The sequence below is a fragment of the Actinomadura meridiana genome, assembly GCF_039537545.1.
GTDB lineage: Bacteria > Actinomycetota > Actinomycetes > Streptosporangiales > Streptosporangiaceae > Spirillospora > Spirillospora meridiana.
Genome location: NZ_BAABAS010000005.1, coordinates 439,612 through 463,344, shown reverse-complemented (window position 1 = coordinate 463,344; position 23,733 = coordinate 439,612). Strand labels below are relative to the sequence as shown.

General features: G+C 71.6%; 22 protein-coding genes and 1 tRNA gene. 12 read left to right on the top strand and 11 right to left on the bottom strand.

Features of this window, described 5'->3' with window-relative positions; translation table 11 throughout:
* Positions 1 to 70 precede the first annotated feature (70 nt).
* A complete protein-coding gene (locus ABD808_RS11425) occupies positions 71 to 1,624 on the top strand; it encodes a DHA2 family efflux MFS transporter permease subunit (protein WP_344894173.1) in 1,554 nt (517 codons plus the stop codon).
* Positions 1,625 to 1,636: 12 nt separating this feature from the next.
* On the opposite strand, the gene cutA is transcribed toward ABD808_RS11425, so the two are convergent.
* Positions 1,637 to 1,999, bottom strand: a complete 363-nt coding sequence (gene cutA, locus ABD808_RS11420; RefSeq protein WP_344894170.1) for a divalent-cation tolerance protein CutA — start codon at positions 1,997 to 1,999, stop codon at positions 1,637 to 1,639.
* A 65-nt stretch (positions 2,000 to 2,064) separates the two neighbouring features.
* Entirely contained in the window at positions 2,065 to 4,011 is a 1,947-nt protein-coding gene (ggt, locus tag ABD808_RS11415) for a gamma-glutamyltransferase (protein WP_344894167.1), read from the bottom strand.
* Positions 4,012 to 4,381: 370 nt separating this feature from the next.
* Here ggt and ABD808_RS11410 point away from each other — a divergent pair, with 370 nt between their 5' ends.
* The 6 genes from ABD808_RS11410 to ABD808_RS11385 all read left to right on the top strand — a co-directional run bounded on the left by ABD808_RS11410 (position 4,382) and on the right by ABD808_RS11385 (position 11,766).
* Positions 4,382 to 6,580: an APC family permease gene (locus ABD808_RS11410; RefSeq protein ID WP_344894164.1), complete on the top strand. Its 2,199-nt coding sequence runs from the start codon at positions 4,382 to 4,384 to the stop codon at positions 6,578 to 6,580.
* 199 nt (positions 6,581 to 6,779) lie between these two features.
* Positions 6,780 to 7,613, top strand: a complete 834-nt coding sequence (locus ABD808_RS11405) for an NUDIX hydrolase (protein WP_344894161.1) — start codon at positions 6,780 to 6,782, stop codon at positions 7,611 to 7,613.
* Positions 7,610 to 8,731: a molecular chaperone DnaJ gene (locus tag ABD808_RS11400; protein ID WP_344894157.1), complete on the top strand. Its 1,122-nt coding sequence runs from the start codon at positions 7,610 to 7,612 to the stop codon at positions 8,729 to 8,731. Before ABD808_RS11405 ends, ABD808_RS11400 begins: the two co-directional genes overlap by 4 nt.
* A gap of 11 nt (positions 8,732 to 8,742) precedes the next feature.
* Positions 8,743 to 9,714, top strand: coding sequence for a hypothetical protein (locus ABD808_RS11395; RefSeq protein ID WP_344894154.1), 972 nt, complete (start codon positions 8,743 to 8,745; stop codon positions 9,712 to 9,714).
* A gap of 3 nt (positions 9,715 to 9,717) precedes the next feature.
* Positions 9,718 to 11,037, top strand: coding sequence for an adenylosuccinate synthetase (locus ABD808_RS11390; RefSeq protein ID WP_344894151.1), 1,320 nt, complete (start codon positions 9,718 to 9,720; stop codon positions 11,035 to 11,037).
* A 12-nt stretch (positions 11,038 to 11,049) separates the two neighbouring features.
* Positions 11,050 to 11,766 carry a 3-keto-5-aminohexanoate cleavage protein gene (locus ABD808_RS11385; protein WP_344894148.1) on the top strand — a complete coding sequence of 239 codons (717 nt, stop codon included), beginning with the start codon at positions 11,050 to 11,052 and terminating at the stop codon, positions 11,764 to 11,766.
* Between the two features lie 18 nt (positions 11,767 to 11,784).
* Here ABD808_RS11385 and ABD808_RS11380 read toward each other — a convergent pair whose 3' ends face one another.
* The 3 genes from ABD808_RS11380 to ABD808_RS11370 are packed head-to-tail and all read right to left on the bottom strand — an operon-like array spanning position 11,785 to position 14,728.
* The gene (locus ABD808_RS11380; RefSeq protein ID WP_344894144.1) at positions 11,785 to 12,399 is read right to left on the bottom strand and encodes an Rv1733c family protein; all 615 of its coding nucleotides are present in this window, start codon (positions 12,397 to 12,399) and stop codon (positions 11,785 to 11,787) included.
* A 56-nt stretch (positions 12,400 to 12,455) separates the two neighbouring features.
* The gene (locus ABD808_RS11375; RefSeq protein WP_344894141.1) at positions 12,456 to 14,045 is read right to left on the bottom strand and encodes an MFS transporter; all 1,590 of its coding nucleotides are present in this window, start codon (positions 14,043 to 14,045) and stop codon (positions 12,456 to 12,458) included.
* Positions 14,042 to 14,728, bottom strand: coding sequence for an LppX_LprAFG lipoprotein (locus ABD808_RS11370; RefSeq protein WP_344894138.1), 687 nt, complete (start codon positions 14,726 to 14,728; stop codon positions 14,042 to 14,044). Before ABD808_RS11370 ends, ABD808_RS11375 begins: the two co-directional genes overlap by 4 nt.
* 161 nt (positions 14,729 to 14,889) lie before the next feature.
* Here ABD808_RS11370 and ABD808_RS11365 point away from each other — a divergent pair.
* Positions 14,890 to 14,966: transfer RNA gene (locus ABD808_RS11365), tRNA-Ile, on the top strand.
* Positions 14,967 to 15,358: 392 nt separating this feature from the next.
* Here the strand turns inward: ABD808_RS11365 and ABD808_RS11360 are convergent.
* Positions 15,359 to 16,132 (bottom strand): enoyl-CoA hydratase-related protein, encoded by a 774-nt coding sequence (locus ABD808_RS11360; RefSeq protein WP_344894134.1) that lies wholly within the window; start codon positions 16,130 to 16,132, stop codon positions 15,359 to 15,361.
* 68 nt (positions 16,133 to 16,200) lie between these two features.
* On the opposite strand from ABD808_RS11360, the gene ABD808_RS11355 reads away from it, so the two are divergent.
* Together ABD808_RS11355 and ABD808_RS11350 are read left to right on the top strand one after the other, a co-directional pair.
* Positions 16,201 to 16,587, top strand: coding sequence for a DUF7715 family protein (locus tag ABD808_RS11355; RefSeq protein WP_344894132.1), 387 nt, complete (start codon positions 16,201 to 16,203; stop codon positions 16,585 to 16,587).
* Between the two features lie 8 nt (positions 16,588 to 16,595).
* On the top strand, positions 16,596 to 16,892 hold the full coding sequence (locus ABD808_RS11350) for an MTH1187 family thiamine-binding protein (RefSeq protein ID WP_344894129.1): 297 nt from the start codon (positions 16,596 to 16,598) through the stop codon (positions 16,890 to 16,892).
* Here ABD808_RS11350 and ABD808_RS11345 read toward each other — a convergent pair.
* The 5 genes from ABD808_RS11345 to ABD808_RS11325 form a co-directional block, all read right to left on the bottom strand.
* Positions 16,879 to 17,322 (bottom strand): MarR family winged helix-turn-helix transcriptional regulator, encoded by a 444-nt coding sequence (locus ABD808_RS11345; protein WP_344894126.1) that lies wholly within the window; start codon positions 17,320 to 17,322, stop codon positions 16,879 to 16,881. The two genes, ABD808_RS11350 and ABD808_RS11345, sit on opposite strands and share 14 nt — an antisense overlap.
* Entirely contained in the window at positions 17,319 to 18,719 is a 1,401-nt protein-coding gene (locus tag ABD808_RS11340) for an MFS transporter (RefSeq protein WP_425548911.1), read from the bottom strand. Before ABD808_RS11340 ends, ABD808_RS11345 begins: the two co-directional genes overlap by 4 nt.
* Before the next feature lie 113 nt (positions 18,720 to 18,832).
* A complete protein-coding gene (locus tag ABD808_RS11335; RefSeq protein ID WP_344894121.1) occupies positions 18,833 to 19,630 on the bottom strand; it encodes an ABC transporter ATP-binding protein in 798 nt (265 codons plus the stop codon).
* Positions 19,630 to 20,661 carry a FecCD family ABC transporter permease gene (locus ABD808_RS11330; RefSeq protein ID WP_344894118.1) on the bottom strand — a complete coding sequence of 344 codons (1,032 nt, stop codon included), beginning with the start codon at positions 20,659 to 20,661 and terminating at the stop codon, positions 19,630 to 19,632. The genes ABD808_RS11335 and ABD808_RS11330 overlap by 1 nt, the downstream gene beginning before the upstream one ends.
* Positions 20,658 to 21,689: a FecCD family ABC transporter permease gene (locus tag ABD808_RS11325; RefSeq protein WP_344894115.1), complete on the bottom strand. Its 1,032-nt coding sequence runs from the start codon at positions 21,687 to 21,689 to the stop codon at positions 20,658 to 20,660. The genes ABD808_RS11330 and ABD808_RS11325 overlap by 4 nt, the downstream gene beginning before the upstream one ends.
* Positions 21,690 to 21,795: 106 nt before the next feature.
* Between ABD808_RS11325 and ABD808_RS11320 the strand changes: the two genes are divergently transcribed.
* A complete protein-coding gene (locus ABD808_RS11320) occupies positions 21,796 to 22,833 on the top strand; it encodes an ABC transporter substrate-binding protein (protein WP_344894112.1) in 1,038 nt (345 codons plus the stop codon).
* Between the two features lie 11 nt (positions 22,834 to 22,844).
* Positions 22,845 to 23,687, top strand: coding sequence for a siderophore-interacting protein (locus ABD808_RS11315; protein ID WP_344894109.1), 843 nt, complete (start codon positions 22,845 to 22,847; stop codon positions 23,685 to 23,687).
* Positions 23,688 to 23,733: the final 46 nt, after the last annotated feature.

The following is a 23,733-nucleotide window of genomic DNA, read 5'->3' as shown; positions in this document are numbered from 1 at the left end:
CCAACATATTCCGTGGTGGACTGCAAACGTATTGAACTTCAAGACGTTCGACGCGCCAAGGGAGTGGAACATGGCCAAGGTCCCGTCAACCGCGGCGGCTCCGCCCGGCGCGGTCGCCCGCGACGATGGACTCGACCGGCAGACCATCCTGCTCGGCCTGGTCATCGTGGCGGGCGCCGTGATGGCCGTCCTGGACACCACGATCGTCAACGTCGCGCTGGACACCCTCGGGCGCGACTTCGAGACCCAGCTGTCGACCATCCAGTGGGTCGTCACCGGCTACATGCTGGCGATGGGCACGGTCATCCCGCTCACCGGCTGGGCCATCGACCGGTTCGGCGGACGGCGCGTGTGGCTGACGTCGATCGCGCTGTTCGTCCTCGGCTCCGGGTTGTCCGGCGCGGCCTGGAACATCGAGTCGCTGATCGTCTTCCGGGTGTTGCAGGGGCTCGGCGGCGGCATGCTGATGCCGACCGCGATGGCGATCCTCACGATGGCGGCCGGGGCGCACCGGATGGGCCGGATCATGAGCATCATCGGCATCCCGATGCTGCTCGGCCCCGTCCTCGGCCCGGTGCTCGGCGGCTGGCTGGTCGAGGACGTCGACTGGCGCTGGATCTTCTTCGTGAACCTGCCGGTCGGCGCGCTGGCGTTCTTCCTGGCCTGGTGGAAGGTGCCGCACGACCGCGCGGAGCACACCGCGCCGGGTCTCGACCTGCGCGGGCTGGTCCTGCTGCCGCCCGGGTTCGTGCTGCTGATCTACGGGCTGTCGACGGCGACGAGCAACGGCGGGTTCGGGAACGCCGCCACGATCGGCTGGCTCGCCGGGGGCGCGGTGCTCGTGGGCCTGTTCGTGCTGCACAGCCTGAACCGCCGCGAACGGTCGCTGATCGACGTGCGCCTGTTCAAGGACAGGACGTTCGCGACCGCGTCGTTCGGGATCTTCCTGATCGGCGTCGCGCTGATGGCCGCGATGCTGCTGATCCCGCTGTACTACCAGACCGCGCGCGGCGAGGGCGCGTTCGCGGCGGGCCTGCTGCTCGCCCCGCAGGGGCTCGGCGCCGCGACCGCGATGCCGCTCGGCGGCGTGATCACCGACAAGTTCGGGGCGGGACGGATCGTCCCGTTCGGCATCGTGCTGCTGGCGGTCGGCACGCTCCCGTTCGCGCTGGTGCAGGCGGACACGTCCTACTGGCTGCTCGGCGGCATGCTCTACGTGCGGGGCCTCGGGCTCGGCTGCACGATGATGCCGACGATGTCGGCGGCGCTGGTGACGCTGCGGCGCGCGGCGGTGTCGCGGGCCAGCAGCACGTTGAACATCCTGCTCCAGCTCGGCGGCGCGATCGGGACGGCGCTGCTGGCCGTGATCCTGTCCCGGCAGATCAGCGACCGGATCCCGCAGGCCCCGGGCGGCGGCGGCGCGGGCGGCATGGGCGACGCCCCCGACCGGGTCCGCGAGCAGGTGGCGCCGCAGCTGGCGGACGCGTTCGGGACGACGTTCTGGGTCGCGCTCGCCCTCACCGCCGTGCTGATCATCCCGGCGCTGCTGCTCCCCCGGCAGAGCGCGCAGCAGCAGCACGAGCAGAAGGGCGAGGACGCCGAAGCCCCACCCACGGTGCTGTGACGGCCGGGGCGGTCAATCCTCAGGCTCGTCGGCGACGGCCTCGTCGCGTTCGCCGGGTTCGGTCTGCTCGGTGATCCAGGTGAGGTAGTCCATGCTGCCCGCCACCACCGGCGTCGCGATGATCTCCGGGGTGTCGTAGGAGTGCAGCTCGGTGATCAGTGAGGCCAGCTCGTCGAACCGGTCGGCGGAGGTCTTGAACAGCACGAGCCACTCCTCCGCCGACTCGATCTCGCCCTCCCACCAGTAGGTGCTCGCGATGGGGCCGACGAGCTGCGCGCACGCGGCGAGCCGCTCCGCCACCGCGGACCGCGCCAGCTCGGCGGCCTCCGACCGGGAGTCGGTCGTGGTCGTCACCTGCACGTAAGCGTGGGCCATGGCACGACTCCTTCCCGTTCGCCGTCCGGGCACGCCCCGGGCCGTGACACGAGTGGCGGCACCGGCTACCTCGCCGGGCGGACGACGAGCGCACTGCCGCCGCCCCGCCGGGTCGGCTCGGCGACCGCCTGGACGAGCCCCGGCCGCAGCACCTCCAGCGCCGTGGCGGCGCCGATGACGCCTGTCGGCGGGCCGGGGAACAGCTCCAACCGGTGGCCGCGGGCCGCCAGGTTCCGTCCGTAGGCGTCGATGAAGGGCTGTTCGGCGAAGACCTGCGGGGTGTTGCGCTGCGTGGCGCGCGGGGCGGCCAGCGCGGCGGGCAGGTTCATGCCGAGGTCGACGCGGTTCACCAGGATCTGCAGGACGGTCGTGATGATCGTGGATCCGCCGGGCGTGCCGAGGGCCAGCCGGGGCTGCCCGTCCTTGAGCACGAGCGTCGGCGCCATGCTGCTGCGCGGGCGCTTGCGCGGCCCGGGAAGGTTCGGGTCGGGCGCGCCGCCGGGCGGGGGCGGCTGGAAGGAGAAGTCGGTGAGCTGGTTGTTGAGCAGGAACCCGCGGCCGGGGACGGTGATGGCGCTGCCGCCGAACTGCTCGATTGACATCGTGTAGGCGACGACGTTGCCCCACTTGTCGGACACGACGAGGTTGGTGGTCTGCGGGCCCTCGAACGCCAGCGACCTGGTCTGCGTGCCCGGCGGGACGCACGGTTCGTAGCGTCCGTCGGGAGTGCCTGGGGCGACGGGCGCGACGGCGGCCTCGTCCGGCTTGATCAGGCAGGCGCGCTCGCGGACGAACCCGGGGCTGAGCAGCTCGTCCAGCGGCACACCGATCTTGTCGGCGTCGCCGACGTAGCGGCCGCGGTCGGCGTAGGCGAGCTTGGACGCCTCCAGGTAGTAGTGCAGCGCGGTGACCGGGTCGCGCCGGTCGAGCCGGAAGTTGCCGAGGATGCCGAGCGCCTCCCCGACCGTCGAGCCGCCGGACGACGACGGCGGCATCCCGTACACGTCCAGGCCCCGGTAGGGCACGTGCGTGGGGGCGCGCTCCACGGCACTGTAGGCGGCCAGGTCGGCGGGCGTCATCAGCCCCGGGCGGACGGGACGGGTCGCGGCCGGATCGACCGGCGGTTTGGCGACCGTCCGCGCGACCTCCCGGCCGAGGCCGCCCTTGTACAGCCAGTCCGGGCCGCGTTTCGCCAGCTCACGATAGGTGTCGGCGAGGTCGTGGTTGCGGAGCACCGAACCGACCTCGGGCAGTTTCCCGTTCGGCAGGAAGAGTTTCCGGGTCGGGACGATGTCGCGGAACCGGGCCTCGTTCACCGCCGTCTGGTCACGGAACTCCTGGTCGACGACGAATCCCCGGTCGGCGATCTTGATGGCGGGACGCAGGACGTCGTCCAGGTCGCGGCTGCCGAAGCGGCGCAGCGCGAGGTCCCACTGCGCGAGGGTGCCGGGCACGCCGACGCTGAGGCCGCTGGTCACGGCCTGGTCGAACGGGAGCGGTTTCCCGGTGGCGGGGTCGATGAAGGCGTTCTCCCTCATCTGGTCCGGGGCGAACTCGCGTCCGTCGATGGTGGAGACGCGGTGGGTCTTGGCGTCGTAGTACGTGATGTATCCGCCGCCGCCGATCGCGGCGACGTACGGTTCGGTGACGCCGAGCGTCGCCCCGGCCGCGATGGCGGCGTCCATGGCGTTGCCGCCGCCCTTGAGCACGTCCAGGGCCGTCCGGCTGGCGTCCGGGTCGACGGTGGACACCGCGCCGCCGGAGCCGGTCGCGACGGGCTGTTTCGGCGGCGGGCGGCGTCCCGGCGGAAGCACGGGCGAGCCGGGCGGGACGGCGGCCGCGACGGCGGGAACGGCCAACGCCGCGGTGGCGGTGAGGGCGACCAAGGCGACGGTCGCGCGGCGCCGCACCCGTCGCCGTACGGGCGGCGGTCCGGGTGTCGGCGTCGGTCCGGACGGCGGCGGCGCGGGCGTCGGCGTCGGTGTCTTCGAGGACGATGGGGAGCGGAACATCGGGCCTCCAGAGGAACACGGCGCCCCTACGGTGTCACCGATCTTCGCTCGATGCCACCGTCCGCACCGGCCGACCCCGGACGCGGCGCTCCGGGACGCCCAACAAAGATCGTAAAGCGCTTTCCCAAGTATGAATTGGGAGTTTTCGCCCGGAACGGTCCATGAGAAACTCAGCACCGTCTTCGCCGAGCGTGAGGACGGCGCTGCGCCACGTCGCCGACCTGCCCGTTTGGCAGGATCCGACAACACCTCTATGACACGAATCACCCGCAAAACGTTGCGATTATGCTCATACCTGGTGAATTCTTAGGGACTTCGACAGCCGTCATCTCGCGAACAGCGGCGCGGGTTCAGGCCTGGGGGGATACCTATGACCTGGAACATGCGCATGCGCAACAACATGTTCCGACGCCTGCCGGTGGAGCAGGCGACCGGCAGGATCTACGGTGGCCGGCACCGGCTTCGCGTGGTGTATCGGACCCGCGATCTGGTCGTCCTCGGCCTCGGCGTGATGATCGGCTCCGGCATTTTCAAGATCGCGGGCGAACAGGCGGCGTCGACCGCCGGTCCCGGCGTCATGGTGTCGTTCCTCATCGCCGGTGCCGTGTGCCTGTTGGTCGCGCTCGCGCTCGCCGAGTTGTCGTCGATCATTCCCGTCGCCGGAAGTGCCTATTCGTTCAGCTATGTCGCTTTCGGCGAGGTGTGGGCGTGGATCGTCGGCTGGGCGCTGGTGATGGAGCTGTTGCTCGCCTCGTCGGTGCTGGCGAGGGTCTGGTCCCTGTACGCGACGCAGACGCTCAACGACTTCGGGGTGCCGATACCCGGCTGGCTCGGTGATCTGATCGGCCAGGAGAAGGGCCCCGACCTGCTCGCGTTCGGGATCCTGCTGCTGGTCGTGGTGATGCTGGCCACCGGCAGCCGGATGAGTCTGAAGACGCTGTGGTTCATGGTGATGGCCAAGCTGATCGTCGTCGGCCTCGTCATCGCGACCGGGCTGAAGTTCTTCAGCGCCGACAACATCACCCCGTTCATCCCGCCGCCCCAGCCCGCCCCCGAGGCGGACCAGACGGCGCTGGACGCCGTCCTCGGCGCGTTCGGCGGCGGCACCCCCGAGGTGTTCGGCATCTGGGGCCTGTTCGCGGCGGCGCCCGCGATCGCCTTCGCCTACATCGGGTTCGACCTGATCGCGACCTCGGCCGAGGAGACCGAGGACGCGCCCCGCAAGGTCCCGCGCGGCATCATCACCGCCCTGATCACCGCCGTCGTGCTGTACGTGGCCGTCGCGATCGTGCTGGTCGGGATGGTCGGCATGGACGGCTTCGGCAAGCTCAACCCGGACAAGCTCCTCATCGCCGCCGCGTTCGACTCGCACGGCGCGGGCGCGATGGGCAAGCTCGTCGACGTCGGCGTGGTGCTCGCGCTGACCACCGTCATCCTCGTCCTGCTGATCAGCCTGACGCGCGTGGTGTTCTCCATGTCCCGCGACGGGCTGCTGCCGCGCCCGCTCGCGACCATGAGCCGCCGCTACAAGGTGCCGTCGCGGGCCACCCTGGCGGCGGGCGGCGCGGCGCTGGTCGTCTCGCAGACGCTCGACGTGCTCACGCTGGAGCAGCTCGTGGTGATGGGGACGCTGTTCGCGTTCCTGTTCGTCCCGGCCGCGGTGCTGGCGCTGCGGCGCACCCGGCCCGACCTGCACCGCCCGTTCCGGGTCCCGGCGGCGCCGGTCACCGCCGTCGTCACGATCATCGCGGTGGCCTGGCTGATGCTGAACCTGAAGGTCGAGACCTGGGGCTACTTCGCGATCTGGATGGTCGTCGGGGTGCTGCTGTACCTGGCCTACGGGCGGCGCAAGAGCCAACTGAAGCTACTGCTGGACGAGCCGCCGAAGCGTCCGGTCTCCGCCCAGTTCGCCACGGCGCCGCCGCCGGGCGTGCCCGTCCTCCCCGCGCCGCCGCCGGGGTCGTCGCACCCGTCGTACTACCAGGGGGCGGCGAGCGGCGAGTACCCGGGCCCCGGCGGCTCCGGGGCGTGGCCGGGCGAACCGCGTCCGGGCGCGCCGGAGAGCCCGTATCCGACCGGCCGCTACTCGACGGGACGGCACTCGACCGGCCAGTTCTCCCGCGAGCCCGAGTCCGGCGCGACCGGCGGCCACGACCCGCGCGACACCTCCACGGACCTGTACGGCTCCGGCCCCTACCAATCCGGGCAATACCAGTCCGAGCAGAACCAGCCCGGCCAGTATCAATCTGGCCAGTACCAGTCCGGCCCGTACGAATCCGGCCCGTACGAATCCGGCCCGTACGAATCCGGCCCGTACGAATCCGGCGCCTACGAGTCAGGTCCTTATCAGTCGGGGCCGTATCAATCCGGGTCCTACCAGTCTGATCCCTACCAGTCCGGGGGGTACCAGTCAGGTCCCGCGCAATCGGGGCCCTACGACTCCGGGCCCTACCCGTCCGAACCGCATGGTTCCGGCCCCTACCGGACGAATCCGCGTGACAGCGGATGGTCTCAGGACGGCGAGGAGCACGAGGAGCCCCCGCCGCAAGGCGGACGGCACCGCCGCTGAGGCCCGGTTCCGGAAACTCGGTTTTGTAAAGATCCGCCGAACGTAGCGGGCGTCGCCTCCACCGGGGGCGGCGCCCGCTCGCCGTCTCCCCCGCCGAAGGGACTGGACACCGGGACGACCGCGAGGTAGGTTGCTCTCATCTTGAGATGAACTCAATGTGAGACTTACTCAGGTTGAGACCGAGAAGGGGAGGCGCCGGATGACTCCGGATCCGATTCGCGACGAGAGCGAGTTCCTCGCGAACTACGACCCGCGCGACTACGACCCGGTCTCCGTGACGGTGGACGTGGTCGCCGTCACCATCCGCGACGGAGCCCTGCACATCCTGCTGGTGCGGCGAGGGAACGCCCCGTACGAGGGGATGTGGGCGCTGCCCGGCGGGTTCGTCCAGGCGGGCGGCCCCCTCCAGGGCACCGACGCCGAGGACCTGCCGGACGCGGCCGTCCGCGAACTCGCCGAGGAGACCGGGCTCAGCGCCAAGGGCGGCGTGCTCGGCCGCGTGCACCTGGAGCAGCTCGGCACCTACGGCTCGCCGGGCCGTGACCCGCGCATGCGCGTCATCTCCGTCGCCTACCTGGCGTTCGCGCCGGAGCTGCCCGACCCGGAGGCGGGCGGCGACGCGGCCGACGCGGCCTGGGTCCCGGTGGACGCCCTGGGCCTCACCGAGTCCGCGAGCCAGCGCCCGGGCACGACCCGCAGGCTGGCGTTCGACCACGCGCGGATCCTGTCCGACGGCCTGGAGCGGGCGCGCGGAAAGCTGGAGTACACCCCGCTCGCCACGGCGTTCTGCGGCGGCGAGTTCACGATCCCCGAGCTGCGCGCCGTCTACGAGGCGGTGTGGGGCGAGGAGCTGCACGCGGGCAACTTCCACCGGAAGGTCCTGTCGGTGCCCGGGTTCGTGGAGAGCACCGGCGAGACGTCCGACCGGGGCGGGCGGCGCGGCGGCCCCAGGCCCCGCCTCTACCGACCCGGCGACGCCCGTCTCCTGCACCCCGCCCTGCTTCGACCCAGCAGGGAGGAAGAGATCAGATGAGCGAAGCGAACCGGGGGGTGTGGGGGGTCGTCCCCCCACGAGACGCGGAGATGAACAAGGCCGAGATGCTGGACGACGCGCTGGCGCGGCTCGACCGGGTGCGGGTCCCCGCCGACCTGTTCGGGGACGACGAGGACGAGGCCGCGCGCCGGTACCGGCGGCTGGCGAGGCTCGTCCACCCGGACGCGACCGGCGGCCGCACCCGCGAGGCGTTCATCAGACTGAACGCGCTCTGGCGCGCCTACAACCGCGACGACGACACCACGACGATCACCACCCGCCGCCGCTCGTACCGGCTCGACGGCGCCCCGGTCAGCGGCGACCTCGCCGAGCTGTACCGGACGCGCCCCGAGCCCGGCGCGCGGGACGTCCTGCTGAAGATGCCCCGCGACCCCCGCGACGGAGACCTGCTCGAACGGGAGGCCGTAGCACTGCGCCAACTCCCCAAGGACGGCGACGGCAAGTTCCTACCGTACGTGCCGCGCCTCATCGAGACGTTCCGGCACAAGGACGCCTCGACGGGCGCGCAGCGGCAGGTCAACGCGGTCGCGAGGCTGCACGGCTTCCACACGTTCACCGAGGTCCGCGCGGCGTTCCCGGACGGCGTCGACCCGCGCGACGTGGCCTGGATGTGGCGGCGGCTGCTGGTCGGGCTCGGGTTCGCGCACCGCGCGGGCGTCCTGCACGGCGCCGTCCTGCCCGACCACGTGATGATCCATCCGGGGAAGCACGGGCTGGTGCTGGTCGACTGGTGCTACTCCGTCCCCGGCTGCTACGCGGACACCGATCCGTCCGGGCGGGTCCCGGCGATGGTGGACAGCTACGCCGACTGGTACCCGCCGGAGGTGCCGGAGCGGCGGCCCGCGAGCCCGGCCACCGACATCGCCATGGCCACCCGGTGCGTGACCCACCTGATGGGCGACAAGGCGCCGAAGGCGATGCGCTCGTTCGCACGCGGCTGCCTGCTGCCCGCGCAGAACCGGCGCCCCTCCGACGCCTGGCGCCTGCTGGCCGAACTGGACGAGCTGCTGGACCGGCTCTACGGCCCGCGGCGCTTCCGCCCCTTCCAGCTGCCGACCCACCAGACGCCCACCCGCCCGATGTCCACCCGGAACTGAAGGAGACCACCATGGGAAGCGGACACTGGTCCACCAACGTCTACAACGCTCGCCAGAGCTACCAGGCGGCCAACGGCATCAGCGCGTTCGCCTACTCCGACGGCGGCGCCGCCGCCGTCCACCCCGACCTCGACCCGCGCGGCGTGACGAAGCGGGAGAGCCGGGACTCCGAGGACCACCCCGAGTCGCTCGCGATCGGCGTCCTGTTCGACGTCACCGGCTCGATGGGAACCGTGCCCCGCACGCTCCAGACCAAGCTGCCCGACCTGCTCGGGCTGCTGCTGCGCAAGGGGTACGTCGAGCACCCGCACATCCTGTTCGGCGCGGTCGGCGACGCGACCTGCGACCGGGCGCCGCTCCAGATCGGCCAGTTCGAGGCCGACAACCGGATGGACGACGACCTCGGCAAGATCCTCCTTGAGGGCGGGGGCGGCGGCCAGATGCGCGAGTCGTACGAGCTGGCCCTGTACTTCATGGCCCGGCACACCTCGATCGACTGCTTCGAGAAGCGCGGCCGCCGGGGCTACCTGTTCCTGATCGGGGACGAGCTGGCCTACCCGAAGGTCAAGCGGCACGAGGTCGAGAAGATCATCGGGGGCGAACTGGACGAGGACATCCCGGTCGCCGAGATCGTCCGCGAACTCCAGCGGATGTACGACGTGTACTACATCATCCCGGAGGGTGCCTACCACGCGGGAAGCCGCGAGCTGAAGGACTTCTGGCGGGGCCTGCTCGGCCAGAACGTCCTCTACCTGGACGATCTCGACGCGGTCTGCGAGACGATCGCGCTGACGGTCGGGCTCGGCGAGGAGGCCATCGACCTCGACGAGGGCCTCGGGCACCTGGCCGAGACCGGCTCGGACGCGGGCGCGTCGGTGTCGCGCGCGCTGGCCCGGCTGGACGCGTCCCGCGCGCCCGCCGCCGTGTCGTCCGCGCCTCCCGGGCTCGACGCCGCGGGGCCGTCCCGCTCGACCCGGCTCTGACCCATGGGACACGTGATCGTCGTCGACCTCGGCTACGGGGACGCGGGCAAGGGCACGGTCGTCGACCACCTCTGCTCGACTCGCCCCGTGAAGGCGGTCGTCCGGTTCAACGGCGGCGCGCAGGCGGCCCACAACGTCGTCGCCGCGGACGGACGCCACCACACGTTCGCCCAGTTCGGGTCGGGGACGTTCACGCCGGGCGTCCGCACGCACCTGTCGCGGTTCATGCTCGTCGACCCGCTCGCCCTCGCCGCCGAGGCCGCCCATCTGCGGTCCCTCGGCGTCGGGGACGCGCTCGACCGGCTGACCGTCGACCGGGACGCACTGCTCACGACGCCGTACCACCAGGCCGCGAACCGCGCGCGGGAGTCCGCGCGCGGCGCGGCCCGCCACGGGTCGTGCGGCATGGGCATCGGCGAGACCGCGTCGTACGCCCTCGCGCACGACGACGCCCCCCGCGTCGGCGACTGCCTGGCCCCGGCACGGCTCCGCCGACGGCTGACCGCCCTGCGCGACTGGTACCGCGACACATTTCCGACTGGCCCGGACGTCCCGGACGTCGACGACTGCGCCGACACGTTCGCCGCGTTCGGCGACCGTGTCCAGATCGTCGACGCCGACCACCTGCGGGGCCTCCTCCACGCCGGGGACGTGGTGTTCGAAGGGGCCCAGGGCGTCCTGCTGGACGAATGGCACGGCTTCCATCCGTACACGACCTGGTCGACCACCACGTTCGCCAACGCGGAGACGCTGCTGGCGGAGGCGGACGCTTCCGCCGCGCGGCTCGGGGTGCTGCGCGCGTACGCGACCCGCCACGGTCCGGGCCCGTTCGTCACCGAGGACCCGGCGCTCACCGCCGACCTGCCCGACCCGCACAACGCGGCGGGCCGCTGGCAGGGCGCCTTCCGCGTCGGCCACCTCGACACCGTCGCGCTCCGCTACGCGCTGGACGTGACGGGCGGCGTCGACGGCCTGGCGGTCACGCATCTGGACGTCGCAGGGGCGCGCCCAGACCTGCGTGTCTGCCAGGCCTACGATTTCGGCGGGGCCTACGACCTCGGCCGGGCCTACGGCAGCGGCGGCGCCTACGGCAGCGGCGGCGAACGGGTCGAGCGGCTGGAGGCCGGGCCGCCCGACCTGGACCGCCAGGCCGCCCTCACCCGGCAGCTCCTGTCGGCGCGTCCCGTCTACGCGCCGCTCAGACGCGCGGACGAGACGATCGCGGCAGCGCTGCGAACACCGGTCGTCCTGCGCTCCTACGGCCCGACCTCCGCCGACAAACGGGCCGAACCCGCGGAAGGACCCTGCTTCGCCGCGTCCTGACACCCACCTGAGATGATCGACGGCATGCTCCAGGTCTGCCCGAACGGACGCCGGACCGAAGGCGTACCCGTCTCACCGGAGGAGATCGCGGCCGAGGTCCGCGCCGCCGTCGATGTCGGCGCGCAGGACGCGCACCTGCATCCGCGCGACGTCGAGGGCGCCGACACCGTGGACCCCCTCCATGTCGCCGCGGTCGTAGACGCCGTGCGCGCGAGCACCCCGTCCATCCAGATCGGCGTGACGACCGGCGAATGGACCGTCCCGGAACCGCTGGAGCGCGCCGCGCGGATCCGCGCCTGGACGACCCTGCCCGACCACGCCTCCGTGAACTTCCACGAGGACGGCGCCGAACTGGTCGCCGAGGCGCTGTTCGAACGCGGCGTCGCCATCGAGGCGGGGATCTTCTCCGGCACGGACGGCGCCGCGCGGTACCTGCGCTGGCCGCACGCCCACCACGTGCTCCGGATCCTCGCCGAGGTCACCGACCCCGACCCGCGGACGGCGACCGACACGGCGAAAGAGCTCCTCCAAGGTCTCGGTACGCGGCACGGCCGCCCGGTGCTGCTGCACGGCGAGGACGGCGGCGCGTGGCCCGTGCTGCGGCTCGCCGTCCGGCTGAACCTGGACGTCCGGATCGGCCTGGAGGACACGCTCACCCTGCCCGACGGAGTGCCCGCCGCCGACAACGCCGCCCTGGTCCAGACCGCCCGCGCCCTGCTGACCGCCTGACCCGGCCCGCCGCCGGTGTCAGGAGCGGGGGTTGTGCCCGGCGTCGGCGTCCATCCGCGCCCAGTCGGCCTCCCACAGCTCGTAGCGGTGCCGGTCACAGCGGCGGCGGACCAGCGCGTAGCCGAGCGCGACCGGAACCCCGCAGGCCAGGACCGTCGCGGCGCCCGCGTAGGCGGCGTCGGTCACCGTGCGGCTGTGCGGACGGGGCCGGACCGTCGGAACGCCCGCGCGGTCGACCCAGATGGTCCGGTGGGCGCCGACCTTGGCGTTCCTCCAGCTCGGGAGCGTACCGGCGCGTCGCTTGCCGTCCGGCGCCGCCCAGGACGCCTGGACGGTCTCATGGACGTAGCGGTCACCGGCCGAGCCGATGCCGCCCGTCGAGGTGACGGTCGCGACGACCTGGCGGCGGTCGGCCCGTTCGGCGTGCTCGGCGCGCGCGCCCGCGTCGAAGGACCAGGCCGCGGTCACCGCCGCCAGCGGCGGAGCCGTGCCGAGCAGCAGGACCAGGAGGCACAGGCCGATCGCCCGCTGCACCCGGTCGACCCGGCGGCGCAGCTCGCTGCGCTCCAGCCCGAACCGCCTGCGCAGCCTGGTGAGCGGCGTGCCCGTACGGCCGTCGCCGGACCTGCGCATCTGCGTCACCTCCCCGGGGAGTGCCCTCCCGGCAAGAGGCCCTCGGCCTTCATTCGTCAGCCATCTTTTCCCAGGATATTCCCGAGCCCCTTGATCGGCACGTGGTCCGTGGCCGAATCCTTTCCCGAATCCGGTCCGGTATGCGGGATTGATGTCCGAATCCGGCCAAGGTTCCGATTCCTGCTGCCCACACCCAGCGCGAGCAGGGCCCCGAGGACGCACAGCCCGGCGGTGATCCAGAAGATCTCCTGGTACTCGGTGCGCAGCGCGTCCAGGACGGCCGCGTCGTACACCTTCATCTGCCGGTCGAACTCGTCGTCCGACATCAGGAACGGCAGCGGCGGCTTCAGATCCGCCGTCAGCGCGTGGAAACGGTAGAACCCCCACGCCGACAGCGCGGAGATGCCCAGCAGCATCCCCATCATGCGCGCCACCACCACCGACGCCGACGCGACACCGTGCCGGGCCGCCGGGACGAACCCCAGCACCGCTGACGACACCGGCGCGATCACCAGCCCGAGCCCGAGCCCCGTGACGACGAGATCGACGTCCATCCTCGGCAGCGGCCCGTACGAGGCGCCCGCAAGGTCGGCGGGCCACGACGCGATCAGCAGATAGCCCACGGCGGCGAGCGCCATGCCCGCGACCATCGGCCACCGCGCCCCCACCCGCCTCGCGACCATCCCCCCGACGATCGCCGCGACCGGCAGCGCCACCAGGAACCGGGTCAGCACCAGGGCCCCGTCCGTGGCGTCCTTGTGCAGGACGGTCTGCGCGACCAGGACGACGTCCACCAACGTCACCATCAGCGCCGCACCCGACAACAGGCTCACGCCCAACGTCGCGAGCAACGCCCCGCGCCGCACCCCCGACAGATCAAGGAGCCGCGTCCGCGCCCTGTCCTCCCACACCACGAACAGCACCAGGACGACAGCCCCAGCGCCCAGGAGCGGAACACCCCACGGCGGAAGCGCCGACTCCTCCGACTCCGGATTGTGGACACCCACGACCAGCAACCCCAGCCCCACCGCCAGCAACAGGCCGCCCACCACGTCCACCCCGGGTCGCGGCCCCTCCCGGCGTCCACCCGGAACCGCGACCTGGACGGCGACCATCGCCGCCACCACCAACGGCACGTTCAACCAGAAGATCGTCCGCCAGTCCGCCACCGCCGCGACACCCGCCCCGTACAGCGGGCCGAGCACGCTCCCCAACTCCTGCGCCGCCCCCACCGCGCCGAGCACAACCGGACGCTGCCGCTCCTCCCACAGATCACCGGCCAACGCCATCGTCACCGGCAACAACGCCCCGCCCGCCACGCCCTGCACGACCCGACCCGCCGTCAACATCGGAACGCCATCGGCCAGCGCCGTCACCACCGACCCCACCGCGAAGAACACCAGGCACGCCTGAAGCACCGGCCGCCGCCCGAACCGATCCGACAACTGCCCGAGCAACGGCATCGCCGCCACATACCCCAGCAGAAACCCCGTCAGGACGGGCGTCACCCGCTCCAACCGGTTGATCGGAATGTCGAGATCCTTCACCACCGGCACCAGAATCGTGGTGACGACATAGGCGTCCAACGCCGCCAACAGGACCACCGCGCCACCGGCCCCGATCGCGACCCGGCGACGCTCCCTCACTTCGGCGCGCTGACCGTGTACGAGGCGTCGAACTCGGTGAACGAGATCACCACCGAGCCCTTCTCCTTCGGGAACCGCCCCACCAGCTTCACCAGCCGGTGATCACTCCGGTTCACCCACACCTGACCCTCCAGGTCGGTGTCGACCCCCGGAATCAACGCCGCCGCCTGCTCCTTCGGCAACGTCGCCGCCACCCGATCCGTCTCCTTGCCGCCCACCTTCTCGACCGCCTCCGCCCGAGGCGCCGTCGCCGACGACAACAACTTCACGATCCCGCGCTCCGGATCCAACACCGCCGACGGGTCGTACATCGTCGCCGCCAACACCTTCGGCACCTTCCGCCACCCGCCCGTCCCCGCGTCCAGATAGATGCTCTGCCCCAGCGCCACGACCTTCATCTCGACGCTCTGACCCCGCTGCTCCACCGTCAACGTCCCCGTGGCGTCCCCGTTGCGCAGCAACTTCAGATCGCCGCCCTTCACCACAACCGGCGTCTTCCCCTCCGACTCCATGGTGAACGCGACACTCCGCACGCCCCCCATCGCCTGCGCCGCCTCCCGCAACACCCGCGCGGCGTCGAAATCCGGCTTCTTCCCCGACTCCCCCGACCCGCCCCCATCACAGGCCCCGGCGAACAACAACCCCGGCAGCAACAGAACAAGAACGAGAATTCGACTGGACATACGCCGGACCCTAGCGACGGCGACCCGTAACCGTCACTCGGTACGAGGTATGACATCACCGCTCCTCAAGGAGGACATCCCCTCCACACAGTGGCCCCCCAGAACGACCCGCCGCTAAGATGACACTCGGCCAAACCCCCACCGTCACCGGGGGACGCCCCGGGGCGGTAGCTCAGCCGGTCAGAGCAGGAGACTCATAATCTCTGGGTCGCGGGTTCGAGTCCCGCCCGCCCTACCAGAGTGGGCGAGCCATGTCCGCGGAAAGCGCGGACCGGGCTCCGTCCGCAACGCCTTTCTGGGGGACGACCCCCAGACCCCCGATGTGGGGGGCTCCGCCCCCCACGCCCCCCCTGTGGTCACGGCCTCTGGTACTTACCTGGCCGCTCAACACTCTGTTCGTGCTTGCTCGTCGGCCTGGGGGCCGACCTCGAACTTTGGGAGGCGCCGCTCTTCGCGCAACACACTCGCGCTGGGAGTCGGGCGGCGACCTTGATGTGTGCCTCCACGCCCCGCGCTCCTGGAGCCAGGGGTCGCTACGGCATGGGGTGTGCTGGCTTGGCGGTGGGGGCGGGCTGACGGCCGACCTTGATGCGCCCCGAAGTTGGGGGGGCAGCGGTCTGGTGGGTGGGGTTAGGCGGGCCAGGTTGGGGGGCGCTTTTCCAGGAAGGCGGTCATGCCCTCTTGGGCTTCTGGGGTTTGGCTGGACGCGGCCATTACCTCGATGGCGTAGGTGTAGGCGTCTTGTTCTGGGCGGTCCAGTTGGGCGTACATGGCTTGTTTGCCCAGGGCCTTGCTTCGGGGGCTGCCCTGGGTGGCTCGTTGGAGGAGGTCGTGGGTTGTCTTGTCCAGGTCTTCTTCGGGGACCGCGTAGTTGATCAGGCCCCAGGTGGCGGCTGTTGGTGCGTCGATGATCTCGCCTGTTAGGGCCATCTCGGCTGACCGTTTGCGGCCTATGTTGTGGGAGATCGCTACCAGGGGGGTGTGGCAAAACCAGCCGCTCTTGCCGCCTGGGGCGGCGAAGCCTGCGGATTCGGCGGCTACTGCCAGGTCGCAGCTGGCTACCAGTTGGCAGCCCGCTGCTGTTGCCAGGGCGTGGACACGGGCGACTACCACTTGTGGGACGGACTGGATTGTGCGCATCAGGTCCGTGCATGTCTGGAGTAGGTCGCGGACGTCGTTGAGTGAGGCGCCTGCCATGTCGGCGAAATCGTGGCCCGCTGAGAAGACCGGGCCGTTCGCGGCGAGGATGATGCCTCGGGCGTCGGTGGCTCCTACCTCGTGGAACGTGTTCGTGAGGGTGATCAGGAACTCGCGGGACAGGGCGTTGCGGCGGCGGGGGCGGTTCATCGTGATCGTGGTGAACGGGCCGTCGCGCCGGATCAGGACGTCGTCGTCTTCGCTCATGCTCCCGACGTTACGTCAGACCCTCGTCGTACGGTGGTCGGGTCACCGGACGCCGAGGGGGTCTCGCCTTGAAGCTGCTCACCGCGACCAACTCCACCCAGGGATTCCGCGACAACGACTTCGACTGGTGCGTCGAAGGTGAACTGGTCCATATCGGGATGGTCTGCGCTCTTGATCGGGATGATCCCGATGGGGGGTGTGGGTGTGGACGATCATTTGCCGGGCTGAACTCGCATCGGGCCACTACGACGGCGATGGTTCGGGAGATACCCGGGTTCGGCGAGGACGATTATGTGCTCGCCATCAGGTCGAGTCTCGAACAGCAGGGGTGTGATCCCTCGTTCGCCGAGCATGAGGCGGCGCTGCTGCGGTGCCTGGTGCGCGACTGGCCGGTGGGGGTGATCGTCGAGCGGCGGCTGGATGAGATCGTGGTCAGGCACGTCCTTCAACGGTAGGGGGTTCCATGCTGGTCGCGTTCTCGGTGACTCCGCTCGGGGTGGGTGAGGATGTCGGGGAACTCGTCGCGGAGGCCGTGCGGGTCGTGCGGGAGAGCGGGCTTCCCAACCGGACCGACGCCATGTTCACCACCGTCGAGGGCGAGTGGGACGAGGTGATGGCCGTGGTCAAGGCCGCCACCGACGTGGTTTCCGCGCGGGCGCCCCGGGTGAGTCTCGTGGTCAAGGCCGATCTGCGGCCCGGGGTGACCGGGGCCCTCGACGGCAAGGTCGAGTCCGTGGAGCGGTACCTCAGTCCTCCGTGACGAGGCGGGCGGCGACCCGGTCCAGGACGGCCAGTTCCTCCGCCGGGAGGTCCAGCACGGACGGCGGCGGGTTGTCGAGGATGCGTTCGGCCTCCACCGCCGCGGCGCGGCCCGCCTCGGTCACCGTCACGATCTTGGAGCGGCGGTCGGTCGGATTCGGGGAGCGCTCCACCAGGCCGCGGCCGACCAGGTCGTCCACCATGAGGGTCGTGTAGGGGCGGTCGGTGAGCAGGACGTCGGCCAGGTCGCGCAGCGTCATCGGCTCGGCCGCGGCGGCGATGCGGCGCAGCGCCTTGGTGCGGGTGAAGCTCATGCCGAGGGCCTCGGTGACCTCGCGGCGCCGGTCGACGCGCTCGTGCAGCAGGACGCGCAGGTTGTGCCAGGCCCGTGCCGCCATCTCGGACCGGTTGTCCGTGGCGAGGTCGGTCATGGGGCGGTCGCTCCCGTCACGTGGCGTTCCTCGACGTCCAGCAGGCCGGACGTCCGCGCGGCGCTGCGGGCGGCCCGGCGGCCGGTGGTGACCGTGCCGAGCACGAGAACGGCGGCCGCGCATCCGGCCAGCACCCAGTATGCCGGGCCGGCGGCCGACTCGAAGGCGGACGCGGCGAACGAGCCGGGCATCCCGGCGGCGAGCACGGCGCCGATGACGGCCACGCCCAGCGCCTGGCCGACCTGGCGGCTGGTCGACGCCACGGCGGCGGCCACACCTGCCTGGGCCCTCGGCATTCCGGAGACGGCGGTGTTGGTGATCGGCGAGTTCACGGTGCCGAAACCGATGCCGAACAGGACGTACGCGGCGAACAGGGTGACGTTGTGCGTCTCACCGTCGAACGCGGCGAACAGCAGGACGCTCGCGAGCATCGCCGTCCCCGCGATCTGGAGGGGCAGACGGGGGCCGCGTTTGCCGACGATGCGTCCCGACAGGGGTGCGGTCACGGCGGTCATGGCGGCCATCGGCAGGAGGTAGAGGCCCGCTTGCAAGGCGGACAGTCCTCGGACGTTCTGTAGGTAGAGCGTGTTGAGGAACATGAAGCCGCCGAGGGCCGCGAAGCTGCTGACGGCGGTGACGGTCGCGCCGGAGAACGGGACGCTGCGGAAGAACCGCAGGTCGATGAGGGGTTCGGGGGCGCGGACCGCGTGGACGACGAAGCCGAGGAGCGACCCGACGGCGATGAGCGCGGCGCCGGAGACGGCGGGGTCGGTCAGGCCGCGGCCGGGGACCTCGATGATCGCGTAGGTCAGCGTGGCGAGGAAGGCGATCAGCAGGGCCTGGCCGAGCGGATCGGGGCGGCGCGGGCGCGGCGCCCTGGATTCGGGGACGAACAGCGCGGTCAGGGTGAGCGCGGCCAGTCCGATCGGGACGTTCAGCCAGAAGATCGCGCGCCAGCCGACGGATTCGACGAGGAGCCCGCCGACGAGCGGGCCCATGGCCATGCTGATCCCGACGACGCCGCCCCACACGCCGATGGCGCGGGCGCGCTCACGCGGCTCGGTGAAGACGTTCGTGATGATCGACATCGCGACGGGGTTGAGCATCGACCCGCCGACGGCCTGCACGACGCGGGCGGCGACCAGCAGGTTCAGGGAGGGCGCGAGGCTGCACAGCACGGATCCGGTGACGAACAGGACGAGCCCGGTCTGGAACACGCGGCGGCGTCCGATCCGGTCGGCGGTCGAGCCGGACAGGATCAGCAGCGAGGCCAGGGTGATCAGGTAGGCGTCGATCGTCCACTGGAGCCCGGACAGCGAGCTGTGGAAATCGTGCTGAAGCGTGGGGAGTGCGACGTTCAGGATCGTGTTGTCGAGGCTCACGATGAGCAGGCTCATACAGCAGATCGCGAGGACCGCGATCCTGCGTCGGGGGCTGAGTTCGGGCATCCACACCGTCCAATCGTTGTAGCCCTACAACCGTTGGAAGGCTACAACCATTCCCGGGATGCTCAGGGCGCTGTGACGGCCCTGGTCCGGGCCGCCGGGACGACCAGCGGCGTCCCGGTCTCCGGGCAGTCGATCACCTGGCACGGCAGGCCGAACACGTCCTCGACCAGCTCGGACGTCACGATCTCGCACGGGTCGCCCGCCGCGACGATCCGGCCGTCCCGCATGGCGATCAGGTGGGTGGCGTAGCGGGCGGCGTGGTTGAGGTCGTGCAGGACGGCGACGACCGTGCGGCCCTCCTCGTGCAGCCGCGCGCACAGGTCGAGCACCTCGATCTGGTGCGCGATGTCGAGGAACGTCGTCGGTTCGTCCAGCAGGAGGAGGGGGGTCTCCTGGGCCAGGGCCATCGCGATCCAGACGCGCTGGCGCTGGCCGCCGGACAGTTCATCGACGGCGCGGGCGGCGAGGTCCTGGACGCCGGTCGCGGCCATCGACTCGTCGACGACCCGTTCGTCGTCCCGCGACCACTGGCGCAGCAGGCCCTGGTGCGGGTACCGGCCGCGTGCCACCAGGTCGGCGACGGTGATGCCCTCGGGCGCGATCGACGACTGCGGCAGCAGGCCGAGTGTGCGGGCCAGCTTCTTGGCGGGCCATTCCGCGATGGGACGGCCGTCCAGCACGACGGACCCGGCGGACGGCTTCAGGAGCCGGGCGAGGGCGCGCAGCAGCGTCGACTTCCCGCAGGCGTTCGGGCCCACGATCACCGTGAACCCCTTGTCGGGGATCGTCACGTCGAGATCGGCGGCGATGGTGCGCCGGTCGTAGCCGAGGGTGAGCCCGGTGCCGGTGAGTCGAGTCATCAGATCCGTCCCGTCTTGCGTTCGGTCACGAGAAGCCAGACCAGGTAGCCGCCGCCGAGGAGCCCCGTCACGACGCCGACCGGAAGTTGGTGCCCGGGAAAGGCGTGCTGCCCGGCCCAGTCGGCGGCCACGAGCAGGGCCGCGCCCATGCACATCGCAGGCAGCAGGTTGGGGCCGGGCGTACGGGTCAGGCGCCGGGCGAGCTGCGGCGCGGTCAGCGCGACGAACGCGACCGGTCCGGCCGCCGCGGCGGCGAGCGAGGTGAGCAGCACCGCCGCCGCCAGCATGAGCAGCCGCACCCGTTCGATGGGGACGCCGAGAGCGTGCGCGGCGTCGTCGCCCATCTCCAGCATCCGCAGCGCGCGCCCGCAGCCGACGAGGACCAGCGGGCCAAGGACGGCGAGCGCGCCGAGCACGGGCGCGGCGTCGGCCCAGTCGCGGCCGTTCAGGCTGCCGGTCAGCCACAGCACGGCGCGGGCCGCCTCGATGATCTGCGCCTGCGTGAGCAGGTAGCCGTTCACGCCGGTGAGGATCGCGGCGACGCCGATGCCGACGAGGATGAGCCGCTGCCCGTGGGCGCCGTGCCGTCCGGCGACCGCGTACACGACCAGCCCGGTCGCGAGGCCGCCGCCCGCCGCACCGGCCGCGACGGCGGCGCCGCCCGCGCCGGTCAGCACGATCACGGCGAGGACGCCGGTGGCGGCGCCCTGGGTGAAGCCGAGGACGTCGGGGCTGCCGAGCGGGTTCCGGACGAGCGACTGGAAGATCGCTCCCGCCAGCCCGAGCGCGGCACCGACCGCCAGCCCCGCCGCGACGCGCGGCAGCCGGATCTGGTTCACGATGATGGAGTCGGCGGGCGTGCCGTGCCCGAACAGGGTCCGGACGACGTCGGCGGGGCTCATCGGGAAGTCTCCGCTGCCGATGAGGAGCACGCCCAGACAGAGCGCCACCGCCAGGCACACGGCCGCGACGACGAGAGCTCGCAGGTGGAACCGGAACGACAGGCCGCCCGGCGTCCGGATGACGGTCATGACGTCACCGCCCTGCTGCGGGGACGGCGCACGAAGTACAGGAACACCGGACCGCCCGCCACGACCATCACGATCCCCACCTGGAGTTCGGACGGGCGGACGACGACACGTCCGAGAACGTCCGCCGCCAGCATCAGCGCCGGGGCGAGGACCGCGCAGTACGGCAGCAGCCAGCGCAGGTCGGGCCCGGTCAGCGCGCGGACGAGATGCGGCACCATCAGCCCGACGAAGATGATCGGCCCGCACGCCGCCGTCGCCGAGCCGCACAGCAGCGTCACCGCGACGACCGCGACGGCGCGGGCCCGCCGGGGGTCGGCGCCGAGCGAGCGGGCGGTGTCCTCCCCCATGGCCATCGCGTTCAGCGGACGCGCCAGCAGCAGCGCCGCCACCAACCCGGCGATGACGAACGGGGCGACGCGCACGACCGTGTAGTTCTGCGCGGCGGCGAGCGAGCCGACCGTCCAGAAGCGCATGCGGTCGAGGGACGCGGTGTCCAGGAGCTGCACGGCGCTGACGTACGAGAACAACGCCGCGTTCAGCGCGGCCCCGGCCAGCGCGAGGCGTGCGGGAGTCGCGGTACGGCCACCGCCGACCGCGTAGAGCAGCACCGCGACCGCTCCGGCCCCGGCGAACGCGAACCACACGAACCCGGTGAACGAGGTGACGCCGAGGAACGAGATGGCCGACACGACGGCCGCGGCGGCGCCCGCGTTGATGCCGAGCAGCCCCGGGTCGGCGAGGGGGTTGCGGGTCAGCGCCTGCATGACGGCGCCCGCGAGGCCGAGGGCCGTGCCCGCGAGCAGGCCGAGAAGGGTGCGCGGGAGCCGCATCTCGTGGACGACCGTGTACGCGGGCGCGCCGGTGTGGAACAGCCCGTCCCACGCCTGCCCGAGCGAGAGCGGTTTCGCGCCGACGGCGAGGCTGAGCGCGACGGTGGTGAGCAGCAACAGCAGCGCGCCGACGAGCCCGGCCGCCCGGCGCGCGCCCGGTGACCGTTCGACGGCCCGCGGGGTTTCGGTCAGCAACACTCGGCAGGGCTCCGGGGGTCTCCGTGATCGTACGTGAGTTAGGTTAGCCTAAGCTTCGTTTATCCGAAATAAGGCCCCCGTCGTTGATTCTTGGAGAGCGTCCGAAATGTCGAAGAGCGTCGCCCGTCCCCCGTCCCCGCGTGGCCTCACCCGGCGTGGCCTGCTGAGCGCGGGCGGCGCCCTCGCCGTCGGCGCGTTCATCAGCGCGTGCGGCGGCGACGGCGGCGGTACGGCGTCCTCGGGCGGTGGCGCCTGGACGTTCACCGACGACCGCGGCAAGAAGGTCGACCTCAAGGCGCGCCCCCGGCGGGTCGTCGGCTACGTCGCCGCGGCGGCGGCCCTTTACGACTTCGGCGTCGACGACCAGCTCGTCGGCGTGTACGGGCCGACGAAGTTGACGGACGGCAAGCCGGACCCGCAGGCCGGGAGCCTTCCCGTCGACCGACTGGAGATCATCGGCAACGCCTACGGCGAGTTCAACATCGAGAAGTACGCGGCGCTCCGTCCCGAACTGCTCGTCGACAACATGTTCATTCCGAACGAGTTGTTCTACGTCCCGGCGGAAAGCAAGGACAAGATCTACGCGCTGGCGCCGAGCGTCGCGATCTCCGCCGGTGCCGTCCCGTTGCCGAAGCCCATCGAGCGGACGGCCGCGCTCGCCGCCGCGCTCGGCGCCGATCTGAACGCCCCGAAGGTCGCCGCCGCGAAGGCCCGGTTCGACAAGGCGGCGGAGGCGGTGCGCGCGGCGGCCAAGGCGAACGCCGGGTTGAAGGTGCTGGCCGCGTCAGCGAGCCCCGACCTGTTCTACGCCTCCAGCCCGAACAAGAACACCGACCTCATCTACCTCAAGGAACTGGGCGTCGAGCTGATCACCCCGGAGAAGCCGAGCAAGGACGGCTACTTCGAGGAGCTGAGCTGGGAGAACGCCGGGAAGTACAAGGCCGACGTCATCATGCTCGACGCCCGCACCCAGGCGCTGCGACCGAAGGACCTCGGCTCCAAGCCGTCCTGGAAGGAACTGCCCGCGGTGCGCGCGGGCCAGGTGATCCCGTGGCAGCCCGAGCCCCGCTTCTCCTACGACGGGTGCGCGCCGATCCTCGAAGCACTCGCCGCGTCCGTCACATCCGCCAAGAAGACCGGCTGAGAGGTCGCGCGATGCCCCCCACTCCAGCTCACCCCTACGCCTTCTTCGACCTGTATGTCCTGCGTTCGGAACGGCTCGGCCCGTCCATGGTCCGCGTCACCTTCGGCGGGACGTGCCTCGACGGCGACGCCGGTTTCGTCACCGCCGGACGCGACCAGCGCATCAAGCTGTTCTTCCCGCACGCGCACCAGGACGCGCCCGTGATGCCGGAGAACAGCGACGGCGACTCGTGGTTCGCCGACTGGCGGGCCCTGGACCCGGCCGAACGCGGCATCATGCGGTCCTACACCGTCCGCGAACAGCGTCCCGGCGAACTCGACGTCGACTTCGCGCTGCACCCGGGCAGCGGCTCGGGACCGGCCGCCCGCTGGGCGGAGACCGCCCGTCCCGGCGACCGCGTCGCCGCCCTCGGCCCGACCGGCCCCGACAACGGCGGCTACGACTTCCGTCCGCCGCCCGGCGTCCCGGTGCTGATCGCCGGTGACCTGACCGCGCTGCCCGCCATCGCCGGGAACCTCGCCTGGCTGCCCGCCGGGACCCCCGCGCACGTCTGGATCGACGTCCCGCACAAGGACGACCGCCAGGACCTGCCGACCGCCGCCGACGCGGAGATCACCTGGGTCTCCCCCGGCGGCCTTCCGGACGCCGTCCGCGCCGCGACGGTCCCCGCCCACGCCTACGCCTGGCTCGCGGGCGAGTCCGCCGTCGTCAAGGCCCTGCGCAGGCACCTGGTGAACGAGCGCGGCCTGGACCGCCGCGCCGTCACGTTCACCGGCTACTGGCGCCGGGGCGCGACCGAGGAGGACCTGCTCGCCGAGGTCGTCGCCGGAGGCAGCCCCGCCACCGAGGAGTGATGCCCTCCCTCCCCGTGACATCGGCCTTGGCGATCACATGACAGGA

Coding starts and splice junctions, on each gene's coding strand:
- ABD808_RS11345 (WP_344894126.1), bottom strand. CDS start 17,322: ATGACCGACCTCGCCACGGACAACCGGTCCGAGATGGCGGCACGGGCC.
- ABD808_RS11320 (WP_344894112.1), top strand. CDS start 21,796: ATGTCGAAGAGCGTCGCCCGTCCCCCGTCCCCGCGTGGCCTCACCCGG.
- ABD808_RS11385 (WP_344894148.1), top strand. CDS start 11,050: ATGATCGACGGCATGCTCCAGGTCTGCCCGAACGGACGCCGGACCGAA.
- ABD808_RS11315 (WP_344894109.1), top strand. CDS start 22,845: ATGCCCCCCACTCCAGCTCACCCCTACGCCTTCTTCGACCTGTATGTC.
- ggt (WP_344894167.1), bottom strand. CDS start 4,011: ATGTTCCGCTCCCCATCGTCCTCGAAGACACCGACGCCGACGCCCGCG.
- ABD808_RS11340 (WP_425548911.1), bottom strand. CDS start 18,719: ATGAGCCTGCTCATCGTGAGCCTCGACAACACGATCCTGAACGTCGCA.
- ABD808_RS11390 (WP_344894151.1), top strand. CDS start 9,718: ATGGGACACGTGATCGTCGTCGACCTCGGCTACGGGGACGCGGGCAAG.
- ABD808_RS11350 (WP_344894129.1), top strand. CDS start 16,596: ATGCTGGTCGCGTTCTCGGTGACTCCGCTCGGGGTGGGTGAGGATGTC.
- ABD808_RS11400 (WP_344894157.1), top strand. CDS start 7,610: ATGAGCGAAGCGAACCGGGGGGTGTGGGGGGTCGTCCCCCCACGAGAC.
- ABD808_RS11380 (WP_344894144.1), bottom strand. CDS start 12,399: ATGCGCAGGTCCGGCGACGGCCGTACGGGCACGCCGCTCACCAGGCTG.
- ABD808_RS11335 (WP_344894121.1), bottom strand. CDS start 19,630: ATGACTCGACTCACCGGCACCGGGCTCACCCTCGGCTACGACCGGCGC.
- ABD808_RS11395 (WP_344894154.1), top strand. CDS start 8,743: ATGGGAAGCGGACACTGGTCCACCAACGTCTACAACGCTCGCCAGAGC.
- cutA (WP_344894170.1), bottom strand. CDS start 1,999: ATGGCCCACGCTTACGTGCAGGTGACGACCACGACCGACTCCCGGTCG.
- ABD808_RS11410 (WP_344894164.1), top strand. CDS start 4,382: ATGACCTGGAACATGCGCATGCGCAACAACATGTTCCGACGCCTGCCG.
- ABD808_RS11370 (WP_344894138.1), bottom strand. CDS start 14,728: ATGTCCAGTCGAATTCTCGTTCTTGTTCTGTTGCTGCCGGGGTTGTTG.
- ABD808_RS11330 (WP_344894118.1), bottom strand. CDS start 20,661: ATGACCGTCATCCGGACGCCGGGCGGCCTGTCGTTCCGGTTCCACCTG.
- ABD808_RS11405 (WP_344894161.1), top strand. CDS start 6,780: ATGACTCCGGATCCGATTCGCGACGAGAGCGAGTTCCTCGCGAACTAC.
- ABD808_RS11360 (WP_344894134.1), bottom strand. CDS start 16,132: ATGAGCGAAGACGACGACGTCCTGATCCGGCGCGACGGCCCGTTCACC.
- ABD808_RS11425 (WP_344894173.1), top strand. CDS start 71: ATGGCCAAGGTCCCGTCAACCGCGGCGGCTCCGCCCGGCGCGGTCGCC.